Source organism: Novosphingobium sp. TCA1 (genome assembly GCF_009811895.1).
Classification (GTDB): domain Bacteria; phylum Pseudomonadota; class Alphaproteobacteria; order Sphingomonadales; family Sphingomonadaceae; genus Novosphingobium; species Novosphingobium panipatense_A.
In genome coordinates, this window is the sequence record NZ_BLJH01000009.1 from 82,712 (window position 1) to 103,916 (window position 21,205).

A 21,205-nucleotide genomic window follows, 5' to 3' on the forward strand; every position below is an offset into this window, starting at 1 on the left:
ACGCCCACAGGAGAACTTGAGTGGCCGCTCTTACCCATGACATACCCCGCCAGCAGGTCACCGCGGCGATCGACCTGCTGATGCACAACCTCGTCAACATCAAGGACGAAACTGGCGAATTCCTGCTGCATCTGGAAGACGGCCGCGTGATCGACACCAAGGGCTGGGCCGGCTGGGAATGGACCCACGGCGTCGGCCTGTTCGGCATGTGGCGTTATTTCGAGCAGACCGGCGATGAAAAGCCGCTGGAGATCATCCGCCAGTGGTTCGAGGATCGCTTCGCCGAAGGCACGCCCACCAAGAACATAAACACGGTGGCCCCCTTCATCACGCTGGCCTATCTCTACGAACTGGACGGCGATCCCAGCTACATCCCCTATCTCGACACCTGGGCCGAGTGGCTGATGGCGCCCGACGGCTTGCCCAAGACCGAGGAAGGCGGCTTCCAGCACATCGTCTACAACGACGAGAACCCGGGCGAACTCTGGGACGACACGCTGATGATGAGCGTGCTGCCGCTGGCCAAGATCGGCCTGCTGCTGGACCGCCCGCAATATATCGAGGAAGCCAAGCGCCAGTTCCTGGTCCACATCAAGTATCTGGCCGATCGCAAGACCGGCCTCTGGTTCCACGGCTGGGACTTCACCGGTCGCCACAACTTCGCCGAGGCGCTCTGGGCGCGCGGCAACTGCTGGGTGACGATCGCCATTCCCGAGATCATCGAACTGCTCGATCTCGAACCGGGCGATGCCTTCCGCGCGTTCCTGATCGACACGCTGGCAGCCCAGGTCCGCACCCTGGCCGCCACGCAGGACGCCGAAACCGGCCTGTGGCACACGCTGATCGACGATCCGACCAGCTACCTCGAAGCCTCGGCCACGGCGGGCTTCGCCTACGGCATCCTTAAGGCCGTGCGGAAGGGCTATCTGCCGCGCGAATACGAAGCCGTGGGCATCCGTGCCGTGCGCGGCGTGCTGGCCAATATCGGCGAGACCGGCGAGCTACAGCAGGTCAGCTTCGGCACCGCCATGGGCGACACGCTGCAGTTCTACAAGGACATCGCGCTGACCTCGATGCCTTACGGACAGAGCCTCGCCATCTGCGCGCTGGCCGAGTTCCTGCGGACCTATATCTGAAATCGAAACGCCGGGGCGGCGAACCGCTCCGGCAATTACTCCGACAAAATACTGGCAGAACTTCCATCGCGACGTAAGATGACCTGAAAACGAAAAAGCGAGTGCGAATCCGCCCGAAGAAGAGGGATCGCTCGCGACGATACGGTGAAGGATCCTGTAGTGCCCGAAAGCCAGCAACTGGCCATGCGCCCCGTGCGCCTGAGAAACTACCTCGCCTATGGCTCGAACGACGTGCTCGGGGCCGGTTCGATGGCGGTCATCTCGGGTTGGGTGCTGATCTTCTATACCCAGTTCTGCGGGCTGAGCGCCGGACAGGCGGCGACGATCTTCGCGGTGGCGCGCGTGCTGGACGCCTTCGCCTCGCCGATGATCGGCTATATTTCCGACCACTTCGGCATGACCGCGCTGGGCCGCCGGTTCGGGCGGCGACGCTTCTTCATCCTCGCGGCGATTCCGCTCCTGCCCAGCTTCGCCCTGATGTGGCTGCCGGGGCAGAGCTTCTGGTACTATCTGGCCAGCTATGTACTGTTCGAACTGGTCTACGCGATGGAGATCATCCCGTTCGAAACGCTCGCCGCCGAGATGTCGAGCGACTATCGCACCAAGGCCAAGTTCGCCGGATCGCGCATCCTGTTCGGACAGGCCTCGGCGATCCTCGCCGGTTTCCTGCCGCTCTGGCTGATCGAGGCGCTGGGCCGCGACAGTGCGGACACGTTCTTCTACATGGGCCTGATCTTCGCCGTTCTGTTCATGGTGACGGCGGGCATGCTCTACCTGTTCAGCTGGGAACGGCACGGGCCGGGCGCGCCCGCTTCACTGCCCGCCGGACAACACCGCTCGGCCGGGCCGCTCGATGCGCTTAAGGCGCTCTATCGCAACCTCTTTTCCACCATGCGCATCCGGGCCTTCCGCCTGCACCTTGGCATGTATCTCGGCGGCTATATCAGCCAGGACGTGTTCAACGCGGCCTTCACCTTCTTCGTGATCTTCGCCCTGGCAGGCACCACCGCCGTCGCATCGGGCCTGCTCGGCACGATGTACATCGTGCAGTTCGTGGCGGTGATCATCGCCATCAACCTGGCCCTGCGCGCCTCGCCCAGCCGCGCCTACCAGGTCGCCGCCGCCAGCTTCGGCGCGGGCGCCCTGACGCTGATCGGGCTCTGGGTCATGGGCATCACTGCCGCCAGCCACATGATCTGGCTGCCGATCGTGCTGGCGGGCCTCGGCCGCGGCGCGCTCAACTACATCCCCTGGGCGACCTACAACTACATGGCCGACGTCGACGAGATCGTCACCGGCACCCGCCGCGAAGGCAGCTTCGCAGGCGTCATGACCTTCGTGCGCAAGGCGACCCAGGCCGCCGCCGTGGCAGGGGTGGGCTTCGTCATGCAGGCGGGCGGCTTCGTGTCCGGCGCGGCGCAGCAGTCGCACGGGGCGATCCTGACCATCGCGCTGCTGCTGGGCATCGGCACCGTGGGCATGCTGATCTTCGGCGTCTTCATCTCCAGCCGCTTCCGCCTCTCTCCCGCCACCCACGCCGTGCTGATGCGCGAGATCGAACACTTGCGCACCGGCGCCCGCACCCCCACCAGCCTCGAGGCGCAGGCCATCGTCGAAGACCTGTCCGGCTGGCGTTACGACCAGCTCTGGGGCCGCAATCCTCTCGTCGCGGAGGGGCAGACCGGCAGCGATTTCGGGAAGCCGGTGAACGCCGGGCGGTGATCGGGTTCGCGCAAAGGCGCGAAGGCGCAAAGAGGTCGCTCTCGCGGCAAAGCCGCTCTCGTTTCTAATGGTGCGGTTTTCGCAAGGTTGGAAGCAGAAGATGCCCTGCGGCCTACCGCAACACCTCTACATCTCCGCGTCTCCGCGTCTCCGCGTGAATCTCTATTTCTTCTTTCGCCCCATCCAAGACCTAGATGGGTTAGGCGATCGTTTCCGAAAGCCGCCGTTCAAGCCGCCGTTCAATTTGTAATAGCAAGTTGAGACCTGCTTCCGTGGAAGCGATTAAGCAGGCGTCATCCCACTCGTTTTGAAACAGGAACCTCTCACCGCCGAACTCAATTGTGGAGTAGGTGATATGCCTTTCGCTGGTGGCCTCCCCGAAAAGGTCGAGAATGGCTTGCCGCACAATCTCGATGTCTTCCGATGCGAACTCCAGCGACGACGAATTGCCATTGGAATGAGAGAGTAGCTTCACGGCCATGGCCTATTGTGAAGCGGTTACCGCCGCTTTCCAACCTTTTGTTTCCGAGAGCCGTTGGTCAGCTGTCCACCCCTTTCCCGCCGTCACCCTGAACTTGTTTCAGGGTCCATTCTGCCGAAATTCCGTCGCTATGGTCAGCCGACGCTGGCGCAGCTTGCCCTACAAGGCTTCGGCACACGCGGCGAAATGTATCCTGAAACAAGTTCAGGATGACGAGGCGGTAAACGAGGGAACTGCTTCCCCGCATTCGCCGCCGCGCAGGCGTGCGCCTATTTGCACGGCTTCGTCGAAGCCGCAACCGGCGCGGGGAGCGCGAGTACTCCGAGCAGCATAGCCCTCGCCCCCCCATCGCGCTCATCCGCGCGGGGCGCGGTAGCCGACGGCTTCGCTGATTTCGCCCGCGGTGGCGACGATTGCGGCGACGAGGGTGTCGACGATATCGTCCGTCAGGTAATGCGCCGCGCTGGCGATCGAGATGGCGATGCAGATCTGACGGCGCGCGTCGCGGATCGGCACGGCCAGCGAGCGAACGCCGTCACCCAGTTCGCTGTCGTGCAGGACATAGCCGCGCGCCTTGTGCTCCCGCATCAGCGCCACGTAGGCCTTCACCGCCTTGGCCGAAACCTTGCCGCCGTTCGCGTCGCGGTAGAGTTCCTCCCAGACAGTCTCGTCCTCGTCGAGCAGCAGCGCCTTGCCGAGGCCGGTTTCGGCGATCGGGCGACGGTCTCCCGGTGCGGTCGCCACGCGCAGGCGCTGGCGGCCGGTCACACGGTCGAGGTGGCGCGACCAGTCGCCCTCGCGCTTGCCGACGAAGACGCAGAAGCCCGTCCGGTCGGACAGCCGTTCCATGAAGGGGCGCGCCACGCGCACATAGTCGATCTGCTCGGTGGCCATGACGCCCAGTTCGAGCAGCTTGGGACCGAGGCCGAAGCCCTCGGCCGTCACCGAAAGATAGCCGCGCGACTTCAGCGCCTGGACAAGGCGGTGCGCGGTGGTCTTGCTCATCCCCAGCTTGCGGGCGAGATCGGCGGCGCGGATCGGGCCGCCGATCACCTCGTCCATGATATCGAGCGCGCGCATCAGGGTCTGCGTGCCCTTTACCTCGACTTCGGGCTTGTCGTCGCGAAGTGCCGTCATCGTTCCTGTCTTTCCCGGTCAGGTCCACTTTGCGGGACGAGACTCCAATTGTTCCACCATGCTCTATACCCTGGAGCGCGGCGGTCAATGGGGGGAAAGGGCAGGCAGCGGATCGGGAGCCAGGGTCAGGCGAAGGCAGCCTCGGTATCGCGCCGGATCGAAAGCAGGCCGATCAGGCTGAGCACGGCCGCCAGCGAGATGTAGCTGCCGACGTAGAGCACGCCGCCCTCATCCGCCAAGGTCTGCGCGATCGCCGGGGCGAAGCCGCCGCCGAAGATGCCGCCCACGTTGAAGGCGATCGACGAGCCGGTATAGCGCACCCGCGCATCGAAAAGCTGCGGCAGGAGCGAGGCGACCGGGCCGTAGACGAAACCCATGACGAACAGGCCCAGGCACAGGAAGGCGGCGATGGCCCGGAGCGAACCGGCCGCGAACATCGGCCCCATCAGCAGGCCCACGATCACGGCCGCCACGCAGCCCGCGATCAGCACTCCGCGCGAGGTCCAGCGGTCGGAAGCATAGCCGGCGATGACGATGCCCAGCGCCATGAACAGGATCGCGAAAAGCTGGACGCCGAGGAAACTCTGGCGGTCATAGCCCAGCGTCTGGGTGCCGTAACCTAGCGCGAAGGTAGTGGTGAGATAGTAGAGCGCGAAGCAGGCGATCACCGCGAAGGTACCCGCCAAGGTCTGGCGCAAGTGGGTGCGGAACAGTTCGACGATCGGGATCGACTTGGGGGGCGCTTCTTCCAGCACCGCTTCGAAGGCGGGGGTTTCCGTCAGCTTCAGGCGGATCCACAGGCCAAGGCCGACCAGCACCGAACTCAGCAGGAAGGGAATGCGCCAGCCCCAGGCCAGGAACTGGGCATCGGTGAGCGTCAGGCTGAAAATCAGGAACAGGCCGTTGGCGGCAAGAAAGCCCACCGGCGCGCCAAGCTGCGGGAACATGCCGAAGCGCGCGCGCCAGCCGGGCGGGGCATTCTCCACCGCCAGCAGCGCCGCACCGCCCCATTCGCCGCCGAGGCCCAGCCCCTGCGAGAAGCGCATCAGGCACAGCAGCAGCGGAGCCAGCCAGCCGATGCTCTCGTAAGTCGGCAGAAGGCCGATGATCACCGTCGCCCCGCCCATCAGCAGCAGCGAGGCGACCAGGGTGGACTTGCGCCCCACCCGGTCCCCGAAATGGCCGAACAAGGTGGCGCCCACCGGCCGCGCGATGAAGGCGATCGCGAAGCTGGCATAAGCGGCAAGCCGCTGCACGGAGGCGGACTCGGCGGGGAAGAACAGCGGGCCGAACACCAGCGCCGCCGCCGTCGCGTAGATGTAGAAGTCGTAGAATTCGACCGCCGTGCCGACCAGGCTGGCCGCCAGGACGCGGGCATTGCTGCGATAGACGTTCACCGCAGACGCTCCGAAGAAAATGCACGCTCGATCAAGATTCTGGACCCTTGCCAACCGCCCAGAATCGATCGCCTGGACTCAAGCGGCCCGCCTTACGGCAATCGCGGCCACTTTACAGTCCAAATTCGCGTAATAAAATTACGTCAGCAGAAAATGCACGATTCAGCTGGCGGCGGCCAGGCGCTTTCCGGTCACCAGCGTCTGGATCACGAACAGCACCATCAGGATTGCGCCCACCGAGCCCACGAAGACGTCGAAGCCCGAGACGATCCCGAACAGCCCGTTCCCGCTGCCCAGCACCATCATCATCGCGGTGAGTCCGATCAGCATGAAACGCAGTTCGGTGGGGCCGGCCTGGAGGTAGGACAGCTTGAACTCGCCCAGCACGCGGGCGGCCAGATAGGCGTGGATCGACAGCAGCAGATAACCGACCAGAGCCACCATCGCCACGTCCATGGTGACATAAGGGCTGGTGCCGATGCCCCAGACGATCAGCGCAGTAGTCAGCCCGTCGCAGCTGTGATCGATGAAATAGCCATAGGAAGGACGCTCGATCTTGCGGAAACGGGCGAGGCTGCCGTCCATGGAATCGCCGAACCACTGCACCACATATCCGGCCATGGCGAGCCAGAGCCAATCGGCCGAAAGGTTGCTGGCCGCATAACCGCCGAAGGTCATGAAGGCGCCGACCAGGCCGGTCACGGTCAGCAGGTCGGGCGTCACCCAGCGGGGCATGCGGGCGCAGAGCCACTGCAGAAGCTGCCGCTCTCGCCGTGCCAGCAGGTTTTCCTGAATGCGGGTGGGCGCTGCGGGGTGGGCTTTGGTCTTGGCGGTCATGCAGGGAATCTCGAATTTCTGGAGCCGGATCCGCAAGTGTTCGAAGGCGTGCCGGAAAGCACGGACACGAACACCGGACGGCGCCGACCGCTTCCCGCGCAGGACTTGCGCGGGCGCTGAATCAAAAGGTTTTTACAGAGGGGCATCGTCGGGCTCCTGTATGCGGGAGCGCGCGAGTCTCTCAGTCGCCGACACGCAAATTCCAGCCGGCGATCGCGGCTCCATAGCCGAGGATGCGCCGGTTGGCCAGTTGCGGGGGGTGCGACAGGCGCGCGGGCCTGTCGGCTCGGCTCGTTAAAGGCGCGAAAACAAGGGGATCGGGGAGAACATCAGCGATACGAGACCGCCCAGACTGAGAGCCACCAGGATCGCCCCGGTCAGTTCCATCAGGCGGCGCGGCGATATCCGCCGTGTCAGCAAGGCGCCGAAAGGCGCAGCCACCACGCCGCCGATCAGCAGGCCGGAGGCGGCGATCGTGAAGGATTGCAGACCCAGCCGCCCGATGAAGGCCGTGAGCACGGTGACGGAGACGAAGAACTCGGCCGCGTTCGCCGTGCCCACCGCCATGCGCGGGGTCATGCCCTGTGCCATGAGATTGCCCGTCACCATCGGCCCCCAGCCGCCCCCCGATGCATCGAGGAAGCCCGCGATCAGGCCGAGCGGACCGACCAGCTTCATGCGGCGATAGGCCTGCGGCCGCCGCGGCCCGCGCCAGATCAGGTAGAGCCCCACGGCCGCGAGGTAGACCAGCACCGCCGGGCGCAGGATCGCCATGCTGACGCTGGTGAGCACCCAGACGCCCAGCAGCCCCCCGGCAATTCCCGGCAGGACCAGCCGCGCGAACAGCGGCCAGTCGACATTGCGCTGCAAGGCATGGGCTATGCCGGAAGCGCCGCTGGTAAAGCCTTCGACCCGGTGCGTCACGGCGGAAGCGGCGCCGGGCGGAAGGCCCAGCAGCACCAGCAGCGAATTGGCAAGGACGCCGAAGCCCATGCCGAAGCCGCCGTCCACCAGTTGCGCGAAGAACCCGGCCAGGATGAACGGTGCGAGATCCCCCCAGGGGATAGCCGATAGATCGATCATCCGCCCGCCTTCCTGCGCAGCGAGGAAGCGGAACGGCCGATGCGGCCCGCCGGGGCTGTCAGCATGAACAGCAAAGGAAAACACAGGGCGATCATCGACAGGACCACGCCGGGCACCACGGCGGCCCCGGCCAGCCAGGGCAGTACCGCCGCCCAGATCGCGGCGACCAGCACGATCATCAGCGTGCGTTCCTGCTCCTGATCGTTCAGCGCCGAGAGATCGGCATTGACCCTGCCGTCGAACAGGGTCTGGAGCCCCCGGCCGACCCGGCTCTTGCGGTCGGCCAGCATGGGCGGCAGCCCTGCATGGGCAAGACAGCTCAGCCCCGCCCCCACCATGCGCAGGCCTACTGCGCTGGCGAAACGGCGATATTCGGGATTGCGATCGCTCAGCGCCCTCAGCCCCGCGCGCCCGCCGAAGGCCAGTTCCGCCAGGGCATTGCTCTCCGCCGCGGGCGCCACCACCGGAGCGGCCTCGGCCTGCGTGGAGATCACCCATTCCAGGATCGCGCGCGGCACGTCGTATCCGGTGGCGCGCTCCAGCCCCTGAAAGCCGGGCGCCGAGTTCGCCTCGCAGATGCGATAGCCCTCCTCGTCGAAGAGAATGTCGATGCCGGTCACGTCCAGTTCCAGCACGTCCGCCGCCTGCACTGCCAGCTCCGCCATTTCCGGGGGAGGATTGTAGGCGATGCCCACCCCGCCGAGCGAGACGTTGGACTTGAACCCGCCCGTCAGCGAGCGCCGCTCCATCGCCGCGATCACGCGCCCGCCCACCACCAGCACGCGCACGTCCCGGCCATGGCTGGCCCGGACGTAGTGCTGGAGGATGAAGTCGGCCTGGGCATCGGCGCTTTCGAGCAGCCCGGCCAGATCCTCGAACTGGCTGCGGTCCTCGCACTTGAGCACCCCAGCGCCGCGCGTGCCCTTCAGCGTCTTGACGATCACCGGAAAGCCCAGTTCGCGCTCCACCAGATCGACATCGATCGGGAAGGTGCCCAGGATCGTGCGGGGGATCGGCAGCCCTGCCCTGTTCAAGCTTTGCAGGGTGTGGAGCTTGTCCGCCACTTGCTCGATCGTCGCCGGGCCGTTGACCAGCCGCACCCCGCGCCGCTCCAGATGCCGCAGCAGGGCGAGCGTGAAGTAGTCGGTTTCCGCGCCGGTGCGGCAGATCACGAAGTCCGGCCGCTCCACCAGTCGGCCCTGATAGGTCGTGCTCCAGCCTTCCTCCGCGCCGACCACCAGGTCGAACTTGTGGGGATGGAGCACCAGAAGTTCGATCCCCATGGCGCTCGCGGCCTCCTAAAAACGGAGGACTTCGGGCACTTCGGAGTTCGCGGGGTCGAGATCGCGATGAAACAGTATCCAGCCACGCAAGGCTTCAGGTCCCCCGGGAAAGGCAGCGGCAGACTATTCCGCCGTGCCGTGTGCGACATGTCAATCCATTAGGAACAAAGCACATTAGAGCCATAAACGCATGAGCCGCACCTTGGTGCCACGCCGGGGCGCATCCGCCAACGATCCCGAGCGCCTGTCACATATCAAGGCCCCCGTCGTCCCGGACCTGATCCGGGATGACGATTTTCCCGGTTCCCTCGCGCGGCCAAGGCTTTATGCACGGGCAAACGGCGCGCGAATTGGGCGCGATCAGGAGAGACAGATGATCCGCCACCTTCCCTGGCTTCTCACCGGCCTTGTCGGCGCCGTTTCGCTCGGCGTCGTCGCGGTCTCGCGCGGAGAGACAGTGAACGCGCTGTGGATCGTCGTGGCGGCGGTCTGCTGCTTCCTCGTCGCCTATCGCTATTATGCGCTGTTCATCGCCCACCATGTCATGAAGCTGGACCCGTCGCGGCCCACCCCCGCCATCTGCCGTGCAGACGGGCTGGACTATGTGGCGACCGACCGCACCGTGCTGTTCGGCCATCACTTCGCCGCCATCGCGGGGGCGGGGCCGCTGGTGGGGCCGGTGCTGGCGGCGCAGATGGGCTATCTGCCGGGCACGCTGTGGATCATCGGCGGCGTGGTGCTGGCAGGCGCGGTGCAGGACTTCATGGTCCTGTTCATCTCGATGCGGCGCGACGGGCGCTCGCTGGGCGAGCTGATCCGCATGGAAATGGGGCAGGCCGCCGGGACCATCGCGCTGTTCGGCGCCTTCATGATCATGGTCATCATCCTCGCCGTTTTGGCGCTGATCGTGGTCAAGGCGCTCGCCGAAAGCCCCTGGGGCATGTTCACCGTGGCCGCCACCGTGCCGCTGGCCATGCTGATGGGCGCCTATACCCGCTGGATCCGGCCGGGACGGATCGGCGAGGTTTCGATCCTCGGCCTCGTCGGCCTGCTTGCCGCCATCGTCTATGGACAGGCGGTGGCCCAGTCGCCGGTCTGGGGACCGCTGTTCACCTTCACGCCGGTGCAGCTGTGCTGGATCCTGATCGGCTACGGCGCGGTCGCCTCGGTCCTACCGGTCTGGCTGCTGCTCGCCCCGCGCGACTATCTTTCGACCTTCCTCAAGATCGGCGCCATCGCCGCGCTGGCGATCGGCATCGTCATCATGGCCCCGCCGCTGCGGATGCCCGCGCTGACCGCCTTTGCGAGCGGCGGCGGGCCGGTGTTCTCGGGCGGACTGTTCCCCTTCCTGTTCATCACCATCGCCTGCGGGGCGGTCTCGGGCTTCCATGCCCTGATCGCCAGCGGCACCACGCCCAAGCTGATCGCCAGCGAAAGCGACGCCCCGCTGATCGGCTACGGCGCGATGCTGATGGAAGCCTTCGTGGCGATCATGGCGCTGGTCGGCGCGGCGATCCTCGATCCGGGCATCTACTTCACGATGAACAGCCCCGCCGCGCTGATCGGCACGGACGCCGCCAGCGCCGCCCATGCGGTAACGGCCATGGGCTTCGCGATCTCTCCCGAAGCCATCGCCCAGACCGCGCGGGACGTGGGCGAGCACACCATCATCTCGCGCGCGGGCGGCGCCCCGACGCTGGCGGTGGCCATGGCGGAAATCTTCTCCCACGTCGTCGGCGGCCCGGCGATGAAAGCCTTCTGGTATCACTTCGCGATCCTGTTCGAGGCGCTGTTCATCCTCACTGCCGTCGATGCCGGCACCCGCGCCGGACGCTTCATGCTGCAGGACCTGATGGCGCTCGCCATGCCGCGCCTCGGCGATAGCAAAAGCCAGATCCCCGGCGTGATCGCCACCGCGCTCTGCGTCGCCGCCTGGGGCTTCTTCCTGCATCAGGGCGTCACCGATCCGCTGGGCGGGGTGAACACGCTCTGGCCGGTGTTCGGCATCTCCAACCAGATGCTCGCCGCCATCGCGCTGATGCTGGCGACGGCAGTGCTGTTCCGCATGAAGCGCGACCGCTACGCCTGGGTCACCCTGCTGCCGACCGCGTGGCTGCTGGTCTGCACGCTCTCGGCAGGCTGGCTCAAGCTGTTCTCCGCCGACCCCGCCGTCAGCTTCCTCGCCCACGGCGCCAAGTTCTCCGCCGCGCTGGAGCGGGGCGAGGTCCTGGGCCCGGCCAAATCGCTGGAGCAGATGGAGCGCATCGTCTTCAACGACCGGGTCGATGCCGCGCTGGTGGCGGTTTTCCTCGCGGTAGTCGTCTCGCTGATGGTCTTCACCTGGCGCACCTGCATGGCCTCGCGCCGCAGCCCCGCACCCAGCGTGCATGAAATTCCCGCCCACCCGGTGGCGGCATGAGCATGGTCGCAACCTTGCGGCGCATGGCCCGCCTGATGGTCGGCCTGCCCGACTACGACGACTATGTCCGCCACATGGCCGCGCACCACCCGGAGCGCCCGGTCATGGACCGCAAGGCCTTCTTCCGGGACCGTCAGGAGGCGCGGTACGGCGGCAAGAACGGCGGCCGGTGCTGTTAACCGGATTACGAAGTTCCGGTCCGTCATCCTGAACTCGTTTCAGGATCCATCGTGCAACATCAATGCCAACTCGTGCGAGGCGAAATGGATCCTGAAACGAGTTCAGGATGACGTTGGAGATAGGCGCACGGGTGGGAAGAAAACCCTAAAACTCAAACCCGCACGGAACACTCAACTCCCGCGCTTCAATGCCGGCGAATCACCAGCTTGGTCTCGCCGCAGAGGCTGCATTCGTCCTTGCTGCGCACGAAACCGTTGGTGCCCACCAGTTCGCGAGTCTGGACATCGGCGTGGTGAAGCACGCTGAGGCCCAACCTCTGCGTGATGCAGTCGTCGCAGACCGGCTCGGGCGCGAGCCGGGCGACGAGTTTCTCGATGTCTTGCAGGATAGTCATGTGCATTGCCCTCGTCCTGCCCGTGCCAGCTTGGCGCGTCCTCGGCAATGGCAATTACGATAGGGACGGTTTCGCTTCGGTAAACTCACCATGGAGGCGATGGGCAAGCCATGCCCCGAAGGCCAGCGCCGCCGCGGCCTTGGCCGGCGGCGCGCCCGGATCGCGCACGAAGTGATAGGCGCCCTCGAAAGGCGTCTCGATTTCGGAAAGGCGCACCAGCCGACCGGACGCCAGGGCATCGCGGGAAATAACCTTGCGCACCAGGGCAACGCCGTGACCGGCTGCCGTCGCTTCCAGCAGGAGACCGGCATCGTCGTAGGGCAGCGAGTCGCCGGGTTCCGGCAAGGCAAGACCGGCACGCTGGAACCACGGCGTCCACGGCTGCCAGGCATTGCGCAGGAAGCGGCACCGCGCGAGGTCCGCTTCGCTTTCGATCCCCATGCGCTCCCGATAGGCGGGCGAGCAGGCCGGAAACAGCGTGTCCTGCATGAGCCGCTCCACCACCAGCCCCGGCCAGAGTCCGCCGCCATAGCGGATCGCCGCGTCCAGCCCCTGCGGACCGACCGGGCTGAGATCCAGCCGGGGATCGAGCGCGATGGCGATACCGGGATGGGCCTCGTGAAATTCCGCCAGACGCGGCACCAGCCAATGCGCGGCGAAGGAAGGCAGCACCGCTACTTTCAGCACGACGTGCCCGGCCGCGCGCGGTTCCGGGAAGACGCTGGCGATCAGTTCCAGCGACTGGCGGATGGTCGGCAGGATCTGCAGTGCCGCCAGGGTCGGCTGCATGGAATTGCCCTGCCGCTCGAACATGGCTGCCCCCAGCCGCTCTTCCACTTCGCGTACCCGGTGGCTGATCGCGCCGTGCGTCACACCCAGTTCCTCGGCCGCGCGCGTGAAGCTGCGGTGGCGGGCGGCGGCTTCCATGGCGCGCAGGGTATTGAGCGACGGCGGACGGTACATGGCAAGGATTGTTACTGGAATTCACAACCTGCGCCAATCTTTCTCGTTCGGATCATAGCCCGGGCATCGCTATCTCACGTTCCAGGACGGATCGACATTCAGTTCAGGCGGAGCCGAGAAGCGTGATTTCCGAGCATCGGAGCGCAGCGGACTTTCGGTCCGTGAGCACCGAAGCGCAGGACATCGCGCTTCGCAGGCCCGCATGGGCTGAATGTCGATCCGTCCTAGATCATTTCGGGAATCCGTTCATGCCTCTTGCCCTTCGCCGCCCGCATCCCGCGTGGATCGTCGTTGCCGTGACTTTCTTCGCCCTGCTGTTCTCGGCAGGGCTGCGATCAGCGCCCGGCGTGATGATGCTGCCGCTGGAACTGCACTTCGGCTGGGACCGGGCGACGATCTCGTTCTCCGCCGCGCTCGGCATCCTGCTCTACGGGCTGGTCGGCCCTTTCGCCGCCGCGCTGATGATGAGCTTCGGCATCAAGCGCACGATGCTGGCAGGTCTGGCCCTGATGGCCGCATCGACTTTCGCCAGCCGCTGGATGACCGCGCCCTGGCACTTCATGCTGAGCTGGGGCGTGCTGTCCGGCATCGGCTCCGGCGCGGTCGCCTCGGTACTGGGCGCGGCCGTGGTCAACCGCTGGTTCGCGACGCGGCAGGGCCTGGTCATGGGCCTGCTGAGCGCCAGCACCGCCACCGGCGCGCTCGTGTTCCTGCCGTTCCTGGCCTGGCTGTCGGAAGGCGGCGCCTGGCGGCCGGTGGCACTGGCCGTCAGCCTGGGCTGCGCGGCGCTGATCCCGGTGGTCTGGCTCTTCGTGCCGGAGCATCCGCAGGCGCGCGGCGTCCGGCGTTTCGGCGAAGCGGCGCATACGCCCCCCGCCCCGCCGATGAAGCAGGCGGCAACGCCCTGGCTCGCCATCGAGGCTCTCGTGCGCGCCTCCCGCCGCCCGGTGTTCTGGCTTCTGGCGGGCAGCTTCTTCGTCTGCGGCCTCACCACCAACGGGCTGGTCGGCACCCACATGATCGCCTTCTGCGGCGACCACGGCATCGCGCCCGTCGCCGCCGCGGGCCTCCTCTCGCTGATGGGCTTCTTCGACCTCATCGGCACGACCGCCTCGGGCTGGCTGACCGATCGCCACGATCCGCGCCGCCTGCTGGCGGTCTACTACGGCCTGCGCGGACTGTCGCTGCTGGCCCTGCCCTTCATCGACTTCGGCACCGTCAGCCTGACCGTCTTCGCGGTGTTCTACGGGCTGGACTGGATCGCCACGGTGCCGCCCACAGTGAAGCTGGCCAACCAGTCCTTCGGGGAACGCGACGCGCCGATCGTCTTCGGCTGGGTGCTGGTGGCGCACCAGATGGGCGCCGCGCTGGCCGCCTTCGGCGCGGGCGTGATCCGCGAGCAGACGGGGACCTACGCCCCCGCCTTCCTTGTCGCAGGTGCCCTCGCGGTGGCCGCCGCGCTGGTCTTCATGGTGGGGTTCGGCAGGAAGCCCGTTCTGCCTGAAGCTGGCCCCGAACCCGAATTCGCATGAGCGATTATCCCGGTTGCCCCGGGGGTATGTTAGCGCTATCTTCCATCCCACAAGGTTAAACCGACCGGGAGATTGATGTGTCGAGGCGAATTTACGCGGCCCTTGCGGCTACCGCTTTCTGCGGCCTGATGGCGGCCTGCAACGGAACGGGCGGCGCGCCCGAAGCCACGGCTTCGGCAGATTCCGCATCCTCGGAAGCGGCTTCGGACAAGAAGTACCTTTCGCAGCCGCTCGTCAGCGAGATCTACACCGCCGACCCGTCCGCCCATGTCTGGAACGGCAAGTTCTACATCTATCCCAGCCACGACATCGACGGCCCCACCCCCGAGGACGACCTCGGCAGCCACTTCGAGATGCGCGACTATCACGTGCTCTCGATGGACAAGGTGGGCGGCAAGGTCACCATCGGCCCCGTCGCACTCGACGTGAAGCAGGTGCCCTGGGCCGACAAGCAGATGTGGGCCCCGGATGCGGCCTTCAAGAACGGCACCTACTACCTCTACTTCCCGGCCAAGGACAAGCAGGGCGCCTTCCGCATCGGCGTGGCCACGGCGAAGGACCCGATGGGACCGTTCAAGCCGCAGGCCGAGCCGATCAAGGGCAGCTATTCGATCGACCCCGCCGTCTTCACCGACGACGACGGCCAGAGCTACATGTACTTCGGCGGCATCTGGGGCGGTCAGCTCCAGCGCAATGTGAACGGCAAGTACGATCCCAACGGCTCGAAGACCGACCTTCAGGCCGACGACAAGCCCGCGCTGCTCCCCCGCGTCGCGCGCATGAGCGGCGACATGCTGGAATTCGCCGAAACCCCGCGCGAAGTGAAGATCGTGGACGAGAAGGGCCAGCTCCTGCGCGGCGGCGATCATGACCGCCGCTTCTTCGAAGCCGCCTGGATGCACAAGTACAAGGGCAAGTACTACTTCAGCTACTCGACCGGCGACACGCATTACCTCGCTTACGGCATCGGCGATTCCCCTTACGGTCCCTTCACCTACAAGGGCCGCATCCTGGAGCCGGTGGAAGGCTGGACCACGCACCACTCGATCGTCGAGAAGGACGGCAAGTGGTGGCTGTTCTATGCCGACAGCCAGCTTTCCGGCCAGACCCGCCTGCGCAACGTCAAGGTGACGGAGCTGCACTATAACGAAGACGGAACGATCAAGACGATCGATCCCTTCGTTCGCTGAAACGGGAAGGACGGTGAAGCATCCACGCCTGCTGACGGCAGCCCTGCTCGCCGCCCTTCCCCTACCAGCCCTCGCGGCGGCGCCGCAGATCGCGCTGACGTTCGACGACCTGCCTTCGCACATGCCCTACCCGGCAGGCGAGACGCCGGTGTCGGTGGTGGACGCGATCGTGGCGGCGCTGAAGCAGGCCGGCGCCCCCGCCTTCGGCTTCGTGAATGCGGGTAAGGGCGAAGCGGACGGGCGCGATACCGTGCTCGACCATTGGCGCGCGGCGGGCTTTCCCATCGGCAATCACGGCTTCCGGCACCTCAACCTCGATAAGGTCGGCGCGGCGGAGTTCGTGGCGGAGATCGACCGCAACCAGGCCGCGCTGGCGCCGCGCGGGATGAAGCCATGGCTGCGCTATCCGTTCCTCGCCGAGGGCAAGGACCCCGCCGCGCGAGACGCCGTGCGCAAGGCGCTGGCCGCGCGGAACTACCGCATTGCCGGGGTCAGCCTCTCGTTCGACGACTGGGCCTGGAACGCCCCTTATGCCCGCTGCGCCGCGCAGGGCGACGCGGCGGGAATCGCCGATCTCGAAGTCCGCTACCTGGCTGCGGCGCGGGACGATGCCGAAGCCGCGCGCGCGGCTTCGCAGACGCGGTTCGGGCGGGACGTGCCTTATGTCCTGCTGCTCCACGTCGGTGCCTTCGATGCCCGCATGATGCCGCGGCTGCTGGCGCTCTACCGGGACATGGGCTTCCGCTTCGTCACGCTGGAACAGGCCCAGCGGGACAGGTTCTACGCCGCCACCGATCCCGCCAGACCGGGGCCGACGCCTGCCTTGCTGCGGACCACCCCGCTTTCACGGCCGGGTGATGAGGTCTGCCCGGCATGATCGTCGTCCCGGACTTGATCCGGGACCGCTGGCAAGGAACAGCCCACATCTCGGCAGGGCGCTCTAACGCGAGGATTCGCCTAAAGAATTGCCAGCGGTCCTGGATCAAGTCCGGGACGACGTTATCAGCCACCCAAGCCCCGCTCATCCTGAGCTTGTCGAAGGATGGGAGGCACTGCGCCCCGCCGCAGGGGGCTTCGACAAGCTCAGCCTGAGCGGGCTGGGATTTTTAAGCGGGCTCGGATTTTCGCCTGAGCGAACCTGAGGTTATCGCAGCAACTCCAGCGGAATCGCCTCGCCCATGGCCTTGTACCCGGCCGGATTGGGATGCAGCGCGTCGCCTACGTCGTAAGCCGGGTTCAGCCGGTCGGGCCGTGCGGGATCGCGCATCACTTTGTCGAAATCGATCACGCCGTCGAAATTGCCGGGCTTGCGGATCCAGGCGTTGACGGCCTGACGGTCCGCCTCGTTGGACGCGTCGGGGTGGTAATATTCGGTGCCCATGTAGGGCAAAATCGTCGCGCCGTAGACCTTGATGCCGTGCGCGCGGGCGCGGGCGACGATCTGGGCGTAGGCGCCGGTGATCTGCTCGACCATGGCCGCGTGCTCCCCGGCGCTGACGGGCTGGAGCCGGGTGAGGTTGCCGAGGTCGTTGATTCCTTCCAGCAGGATCAGGTGGGTGACGCCCGGCAGTGCCAGCACGTCGCGGTCGAGCCGGGCCATGGCATTGGGGCCGAGCCCGTCCAGCAGCACGCGGTTGCCGCCGATCCCCTGGTTGATCACCGCGCGCCTGTCCCCCGGCCGACCGGCAAGGCGGCGGGCGAGCACGTCGGTCCAGCGGTCGTTGCCGTTGGTGGTGGTGCCGCGCCCGTCGGTGATGGAATCGCCCAGCGCCACGACCGCGCCGCTTCCGCAGGCGCGCGCCTCGATGCCGGAGAGCATGTACCAGTGATCCACCGTCCCGGCGGAGGGCAGGGCCGCATCGGCAACGTGGTTCCCGGCAAGCCAGTAGGACGTCGCCCGCGATCCGGGGTGCGAGGTCTGGCGCTCCGGCACGGACGGGAGGTGGATCGAGATAGCGAGGTCCTCGAAAGCCCTGACCGGCAGATCGACCGGATCGGACAGCCAGTCCGCGCCCGGCGGGATCACCACGCGGGTCTTGCCGGAGAAGCGCAGGGGCGTGAGCGATCCTGTCGCCACGTCCGCCTTGTCCGGCTGCACCGCGCGGGCCAGCGTGGCGGCCTCGATCGTCAGCGGAGTCGTGCCGAAAGCATTGGAAAAGCGCACCCTCAGACCACTGCCGCCGATCGAGGGGCGCACGATCTGGCGCAGGGTCACGTCATGCCGCGCCGCGGCAGGCAGGGCATTGTCGGCGCCGGGGTCCATCTGCGACGAACCCCAGGCCGCGACCCATGGGCAGGATGCCGCCAGCGCGGGCGCTGCGGATGCGCCCGTCCACAGCAGGGCGGCAGTCAGGGCAAGACGGCGAACGGTTGACGGCATGGGAACCCCTTCAAACAAATGAGCCGGCGACCATGGGTCGCCGGCTCGAAGGTTTCAGGGAGGAGGAATTCCCTGACAAGAACCCGATAGCGAACGCGATCAGAAGTTCGCGCGCAGGCCCAGCAGCACCTGACGGCCCGGATAGTAGACCGAGTAGGCGGCGTTGGAATATTCGAAGGTAGTGCGGATCGGCTCGTTGGTGATGTTCAGCACGTCGAGCGTCAGGCGCACGGCCTTGTCGAGGAAGGGCAGCTGGTAACCGGCCGAAAGGTCGAGCTGGCCGCGGGCATCCGAGCGCAGCGCGGCGCCGGGGATGTTGTTCTGCGGACCGTTCACGGCGATCGACTTGTCGTTCCAGACGTAGTTCAGGCTGACCGAGAGGCCGCCGTTTTCGTAGAAGCCCTGGAGGTTGTACGAATAGGGCGAAACGCCGGTGGCAACGAGGCCCGAGGACGACGACTGCTTCAGGTAGGTGCCGTTGGCCGAGAAGCCGAGGCCCTGGAACAGGAAGTCCAGCGGCTGAACCCAGGTGACTTCGAGACCCTTGATCTTGAGGTCCGACAGGTTGATCGGACGGTTCACCGTGATCGGCAGGTCGTTGATCGCCACGCCGGTAGCGGCCGCACGGTTGCGCAGGGCATCCTGCTGGGTGGCGATCAGGCTGTCGAAGGGAATGTTCAGCGAACCGAAGCTGGCGCTGGTCACCTGGGTTTCGGTGAAGCCCTGGATGTTCTTCATGAAGGCCGAAAGACCGACATAGCCGATGCCGCCGGTATAGACTTCACCGCCGATATCGAAGTTGTCCGAGGTATAGGGCGTCAGGTCCGGGTTGCCTGCGGTCGCCACCAACGCCGAGGGATCGGAGAAGGTGATGCCCGGCAGGATCTGGCCTGCGTCCGGCCGGGTCATCGTGCGCGATGCCGAAGCGCGCAGCTTGACGTTGTCCAGCAGGTCGTAGGTCAGGTTGATCGAGGGCAGGAAGTTGTCGTAGTTCGACTTCGAGCTGATATCGATGATCGTGGTGCCGACCTGGCTCGGTCCGACGACGACCTGGCGGGTGTGGGCATAGCGCATGCCGGCATTGGCATGCAGGTCGCGCCCGAACAGCTGGGTCACGCCGTTCAGTTCGAAGTAGGCGCCCCAGACCGTTTCGTCCATGTCGCCGGTGGCGCCGCCGGTCACCGCGCCGCGTGCTTCCGGCGCGCTGTCGCGGTAGCTGGCGTAGTCGGTGGCGGCCTTCAGCGCGTCGAAGTCCGGCACGACGAAGGCGTTGTAGCCCACGCTGCCGCTGGCGAGATGGCCGAAGTTGTTCACCGGGAACTGCTTCAGGTACTGCGCGATGGCCGTGGTGGGCACCGTGCCGGTGGCGCCGGTGCAGCCCGTGCCGCAGACCGAAAGCTGGTAGGCAGTGCTGTTGTCGTAGGCACGGATCGAACGCTGGGCGCGGTCGTAGGCGCCGCCGATCTTGATGCTGAACTGATCGTCGCCGATCGTGGTGTCGAGGTGGGCACCCTTGGTTTCGGTGCTGCGGCGCACGAGCTGGATGTTCTGGCGATACCACTGCCAGCCGAGGTTCGGATCGTTGAGATCGACATTGGTGGTGATCAGCGGGCGGTTAGCCGCGCCGGTATTGTCGTAATAGACGTCCACGCCCGAATTCGGGGCGGTCTGGAACGCGAAAGTGGGCTGTTCGCGGAAGAATTCGCTCTTCGACCAGTTGGCGCTCGCCTCCACCTTCACGGTGTCGGACGGCTGCCAGGTCAGGCTGGGATTGATGTTCCAGAACTTGGTGGTCTGCTTGAACTCGCTGGCTTCCAGGAAGAAGGACGAGTTGGCGAAAGTGCCGCTCGTCACCACGCCGTTATCGTCCACGGTCAGGTCGATCGGGATCATGCCACCGGTCGCCTGGGCGCCCGTGCCGGGGCCCGAATTGCGGACCTGCCAGTTCATGTTGACCTTGTTGTAGTTGCGCTTAGACTTGGCCCAGATACCGTCGAGGGCGAAGTGCAGCTCGTCGGTGGGGCGCCATTCGAGCGCGGCCAGGGCCGAGATGCGCGAACGGTCGCCGGTGGTCAGGCTGTTGCGGCCGAGGCGCGGCAGCAGCGCGGTGCTGAGCTGGCTGCGCGTCAGGCCCGAGGTGGCGACAACGTCCACCGGCTGCCCGGCGACGAGGCCGTGACCGGCATTGGCCGGGACCACCGAGGCCCAGTTCCAGTTGTTGTTGCCGGCATCGCCAGCGCCCAGGCTGCCGTCGCCCCAGCCCACGGTCTCGAAGCCGTCCACGCGGGTCTTGGTCTTCACGCCGGCCACGCCGACGAGGATGCCGAAGGTATCCGTCGTATGGCTGGCGACGAGCGCGCCGCGCGGGCTGATCTTGCCGTTGCTGTCGGTGTACTGCCCCTGCGCCACGGCCGTGATGTGGGTACCTTCCTTGTCGAAGGGACGGGCATTGCGCAAGTTGACGGTGCCGGCGATGCCGCCTTCGAGGGTCGAGGGCGTCGGGCTCTTGGCAAGGTCGAGGCGGGTGAAGAGTTCGGACGGGAAGAAGTCCAGATCGACTTCGCGGTTGGCGCTGCCGCCGTTGGTGCCGCCGTCCGAGGCGACCTGAAGCTGCGAGCCGTTCAGCAGCACGCGGGTGAAGCTGGGGCCGAGGCCGCGAATGGCTATCTGGGTGCCTTCGCCGTTGATGTCGCGGTTGAGGCGCACGCCGGGCATGCGGTTCAGGGTTTCGGCAAGGTTGGTGGCGGGCAGCTTGCCGATGTCTTCGGCGAAGATGGAATCGCCGAAGGTCACGGCGTCGCGCTTGGCATTGGTCGCGCTCTGGAGCGAGGCGCGGATGCCGGTGACGATGATGTCTTCGGCGGTCGGCTCGTTCGCGCTATCCTGTGGTGCGGCGTCCTGCGGTGCGGCAGCGGTGTCAGTGGTGGTGGCGTCCTGCGCGAAAGCGGCAGGCGCGGCAAGGCCCGAGAGCGCGGCGGCGCCCAGAAGAACGGCACGAACGGAAATACGGTTGGATCGCATTGGATATCCCCTCCCATGTAGACCACGTCCGCGTCATGTCGGATCGTGGG

The 21,205-nt window shown here is 66.3% G+C and carries 16 protein-coding genes and 1 pseudogene; 7 read left to right on the forward strand and 10 right to left on the reverse strand.

Annotated features, from left to right (window positions below; genetic code table 11):
• Positions 1–20: 20 nt before the first annotated feature.
• Together NTCA1_RS12700 and NTCA1_RS12705 are read left to right on the forward strand one after the other, a co-directional pair.
• Complete coding sequence (locus NTCA1_RS12700; RefSeq protein ID WP_159830806.1) at positions 21–1,136, forward strand: glycoside hydrolase family 105 protein; 1,116 nt, start codon at positions 21–23, stop codon at positions 1,134–1,136.
• A gap of 183 nt (positions 1,137–1,319) precedes the next feature.
• Positions 1,320–2,858 carry an MFS transporter gene (locus NTCA1_RS12705; protein ID WP_159830868.1) on the forward strand — a complete coding sequence of 513 codons (1,539 nt, stop codon included), beginning with the start codon at positions 1,320–1,322 and terminating at the stop codon, positions 2,856–2,858.
• Between the two features lie 199 nt (positions 2,859–3,057).
• Here NTCA1_RS12705 and NTCA1_RS12710 read toward each other — a convergent pair whose 3' ends face one another.
• From NTCA1_RS12710 to NTCA1_RS12735, 6 genes and pseudogenes are all read right to left on the reverse strand, one after another.
• Positions 3,058–3,333 carry a hypothetical protein gene (locus NTCA1_RS12710; RefSeq protein ID WP_159830807.1) on the reverse strand — a complete coding sequence of 92 codons (276 nt, stop codon included), beginning with the start codon at positions 3,331–3,333 and terminating at the stop codon, positions 3,058–3,060.
• A gap of 360 nt (positions 3,334–3,693) precedes the next feature.
• Positions 3,694–4,476, reverse strand: coding sequence for an IclR family transcriptional regulator (locus NTCA1_RS12715; RefSeq protein ID WP_086492561.1), 783 nt, complete (start codon positions 4,474–4,476; stop codon positions 3,694–3,696).
• A gap of 125 nt (positions 4,477–4,601) precedes the next feature.
• Complete coding sequence (locus NTCA1_RS12720; protein ID WP_086492562.1) at positions 4,602–5,873, reverse strand: MFS transporter; 1,272 nt, start codon at positions 5,871–5,873, stop codon at positions 4,602–4,604.
• Between the two features lie 162 nt (positions 5,874–6,035).
• Positions 6,036–6,710, reverse strand: a complete 675-nt coding sequence (locus NTCA1_RS12725) for a CDP-alcohol phosphatidyltransferase family protein (RefSeq protein ID WP_086492591.1) — start codon at positions 6,708–6,710, stop codon at positions 6,036–6,038.
• A 294-nt stretch (positions 6,711–7,004) separates the two neighbouring features.
• A complete protein-coding gene (locus tag NTCA1_RS12730) occupies positions 7,005–7,793 on the reverse strand; it encodes a sulfite exporter TauE/SafE family protein (RefSeq protein WP_086492563.1) in 789 nt (262 codons plus the stop codon).
• Positions 7,790–9,079, reverse strand: a pseudogene (locus NTCA1_RS12735) (RimK family alpha-L-glutamate ligase); the annotation flags it as partial. The gene NTCA1_RS12730 and the pseudogene NTCA1_RS12735, both read right to left, overlap by 4 nt.
• A 370-nt stretch (positions 9,080–9,449) precedes the next feature.
• Between NTCA1_RS12735 and NTCA1_RS12740 the strand changes: the two are divergent.
• Together NTCA1_RS12740 and NTCA1_RS12745 are read left to right on the forward strand one after the other, a co-directional pair.
• The gene (locus NTCA1_RS12740) at positions 9,450–11,495 is read left to right on the forward strand and encodes a carbon starvation CstA family protein (protein WP_159830808.1); all 2,046 of its coding nucleotides are present in this window, start codon (positions 9,450–9,452) and stop codon (positions 11,493–11,495) included.
• Complete coding sequence (locus NTCA1_RS12745; protein ID WP_159830809.1) at positions 11,492–11,674, forward strand: YbdD/YjiX family protein; 183 nt, start codon at positions 11,492–11,494, stop codon at positions 11,672–11,674. The genes NTCA1_RS12740 and NTCA1_RS12745 overlap by 4 nt, the downstream gene beginning before the upstream one ends.
• A gap of 185 nt (positions 11,675–11,859) precedes the next feature.
• Here NTCA1_RS12745 and NTCA1_RS12750 read toward each other — a convergent pair whose 3' ends face one another.
• Both NTCA1_RS12750 and NTCA1_RS12755 read right to left on the reverse strand, forming a co-directional pair.
• Complete coding sequence (locus NTCA1_RS12750) at positions 11,860–12,069, reverse strand: hypothetical protein (protein ID WP_086492567.1); 210 nt, start codon at positions 12,067–12,069, stop codon at positions 11,860–11,862.
• 54 nt (positions 12,070–12,123) lie between these two features.
• Positions 12,124–13,032 (reverse strand): LysR substrate-binding domain-containing protein, encoded by a 909-nt coding sequence (locus NTCA1_RS12755; protein WP_159830810.1) that lies wholly within the window; start codon positions 13,030–13,032, stop codon positions 12,124–12,126.
• Positions 13,033–13,280: 248 nt separating this feature from the next.
• Between NTCA1_RS12755 and NTCA1_RS12760 the strand changes: the two genes are divergently transcribed.
• The 3 genes from NTCA1_RS12760 to NTCA1_RS12770 all read left to right on the forward strand — a co-directional run bounded on the left by NTCA1_RS12760 (position 13,281) and on the right by NTCA1_RS12770 (position 16,631).
• A complete protein-coding gene (locus NTCA1_RS12760) occupies positions 13,281–14,564 on the forward strand; it encodes an MFS transporter (RefSeq protein ID WP_159830811.1) in 1,284 nt (427 codons plus the stop codon).
• 128 nt (positions 14,565–14,692) lie between these two features.
• On the forward strand, positions 14,693–15,754 hold the full coding sequence (locus NTCA1_RS12765) for a glycoside hydrolase family 43 protein (protein WP_159830869.1): 1,062 nt from the start codon (positions 14,693–14,695) through the stop codon (positions 15,752–15,754).
• Between the two features lie 13 nt (positions 15,755–15,767).
• Positions 15,768–16,631: a polysaccharide deacetylase family protein gene (locus NTCA1_RS12770; RefSeq protein WP_159830812.1), complete on the forward strand. Its 864-nt coding sequence runs from the start codon at positions 15,768–15,770 to the stop codon at positions 16,629–16,631.
• A gap of 267 nt (positions 16,632–16,898) precedes the next feature.
• Here NTCA1_RS12770 and NTCA1_RS12775 read toward each other — a convergent pair whose 3' ends face one another.
• On the reverse strand, positions 16,899–18,134 hold the full coding sequence (locus NTCA1_RS12775) for an SGNH/GDSL hydrolase family protein (protein ID WP_159830813.1): 1,236 nt from the start codon (positions 18,132–18,134) through the stop codon (positions 16,899–16,901).
• Positions 18,135–18,233: 99 nt separating this feature from the next.
• A complete protein-coding gene (locus NTCA1_RS12780) occupies positions 18,234–21,155 on the reverse strand; it encodes a TonB-dependent receptor (protein ID WP_159830814.1) in 2,922 nt (973 codons plus the stop codon).
• Positions 21,156–21,205: the final 50 nt, after the last annotated feature.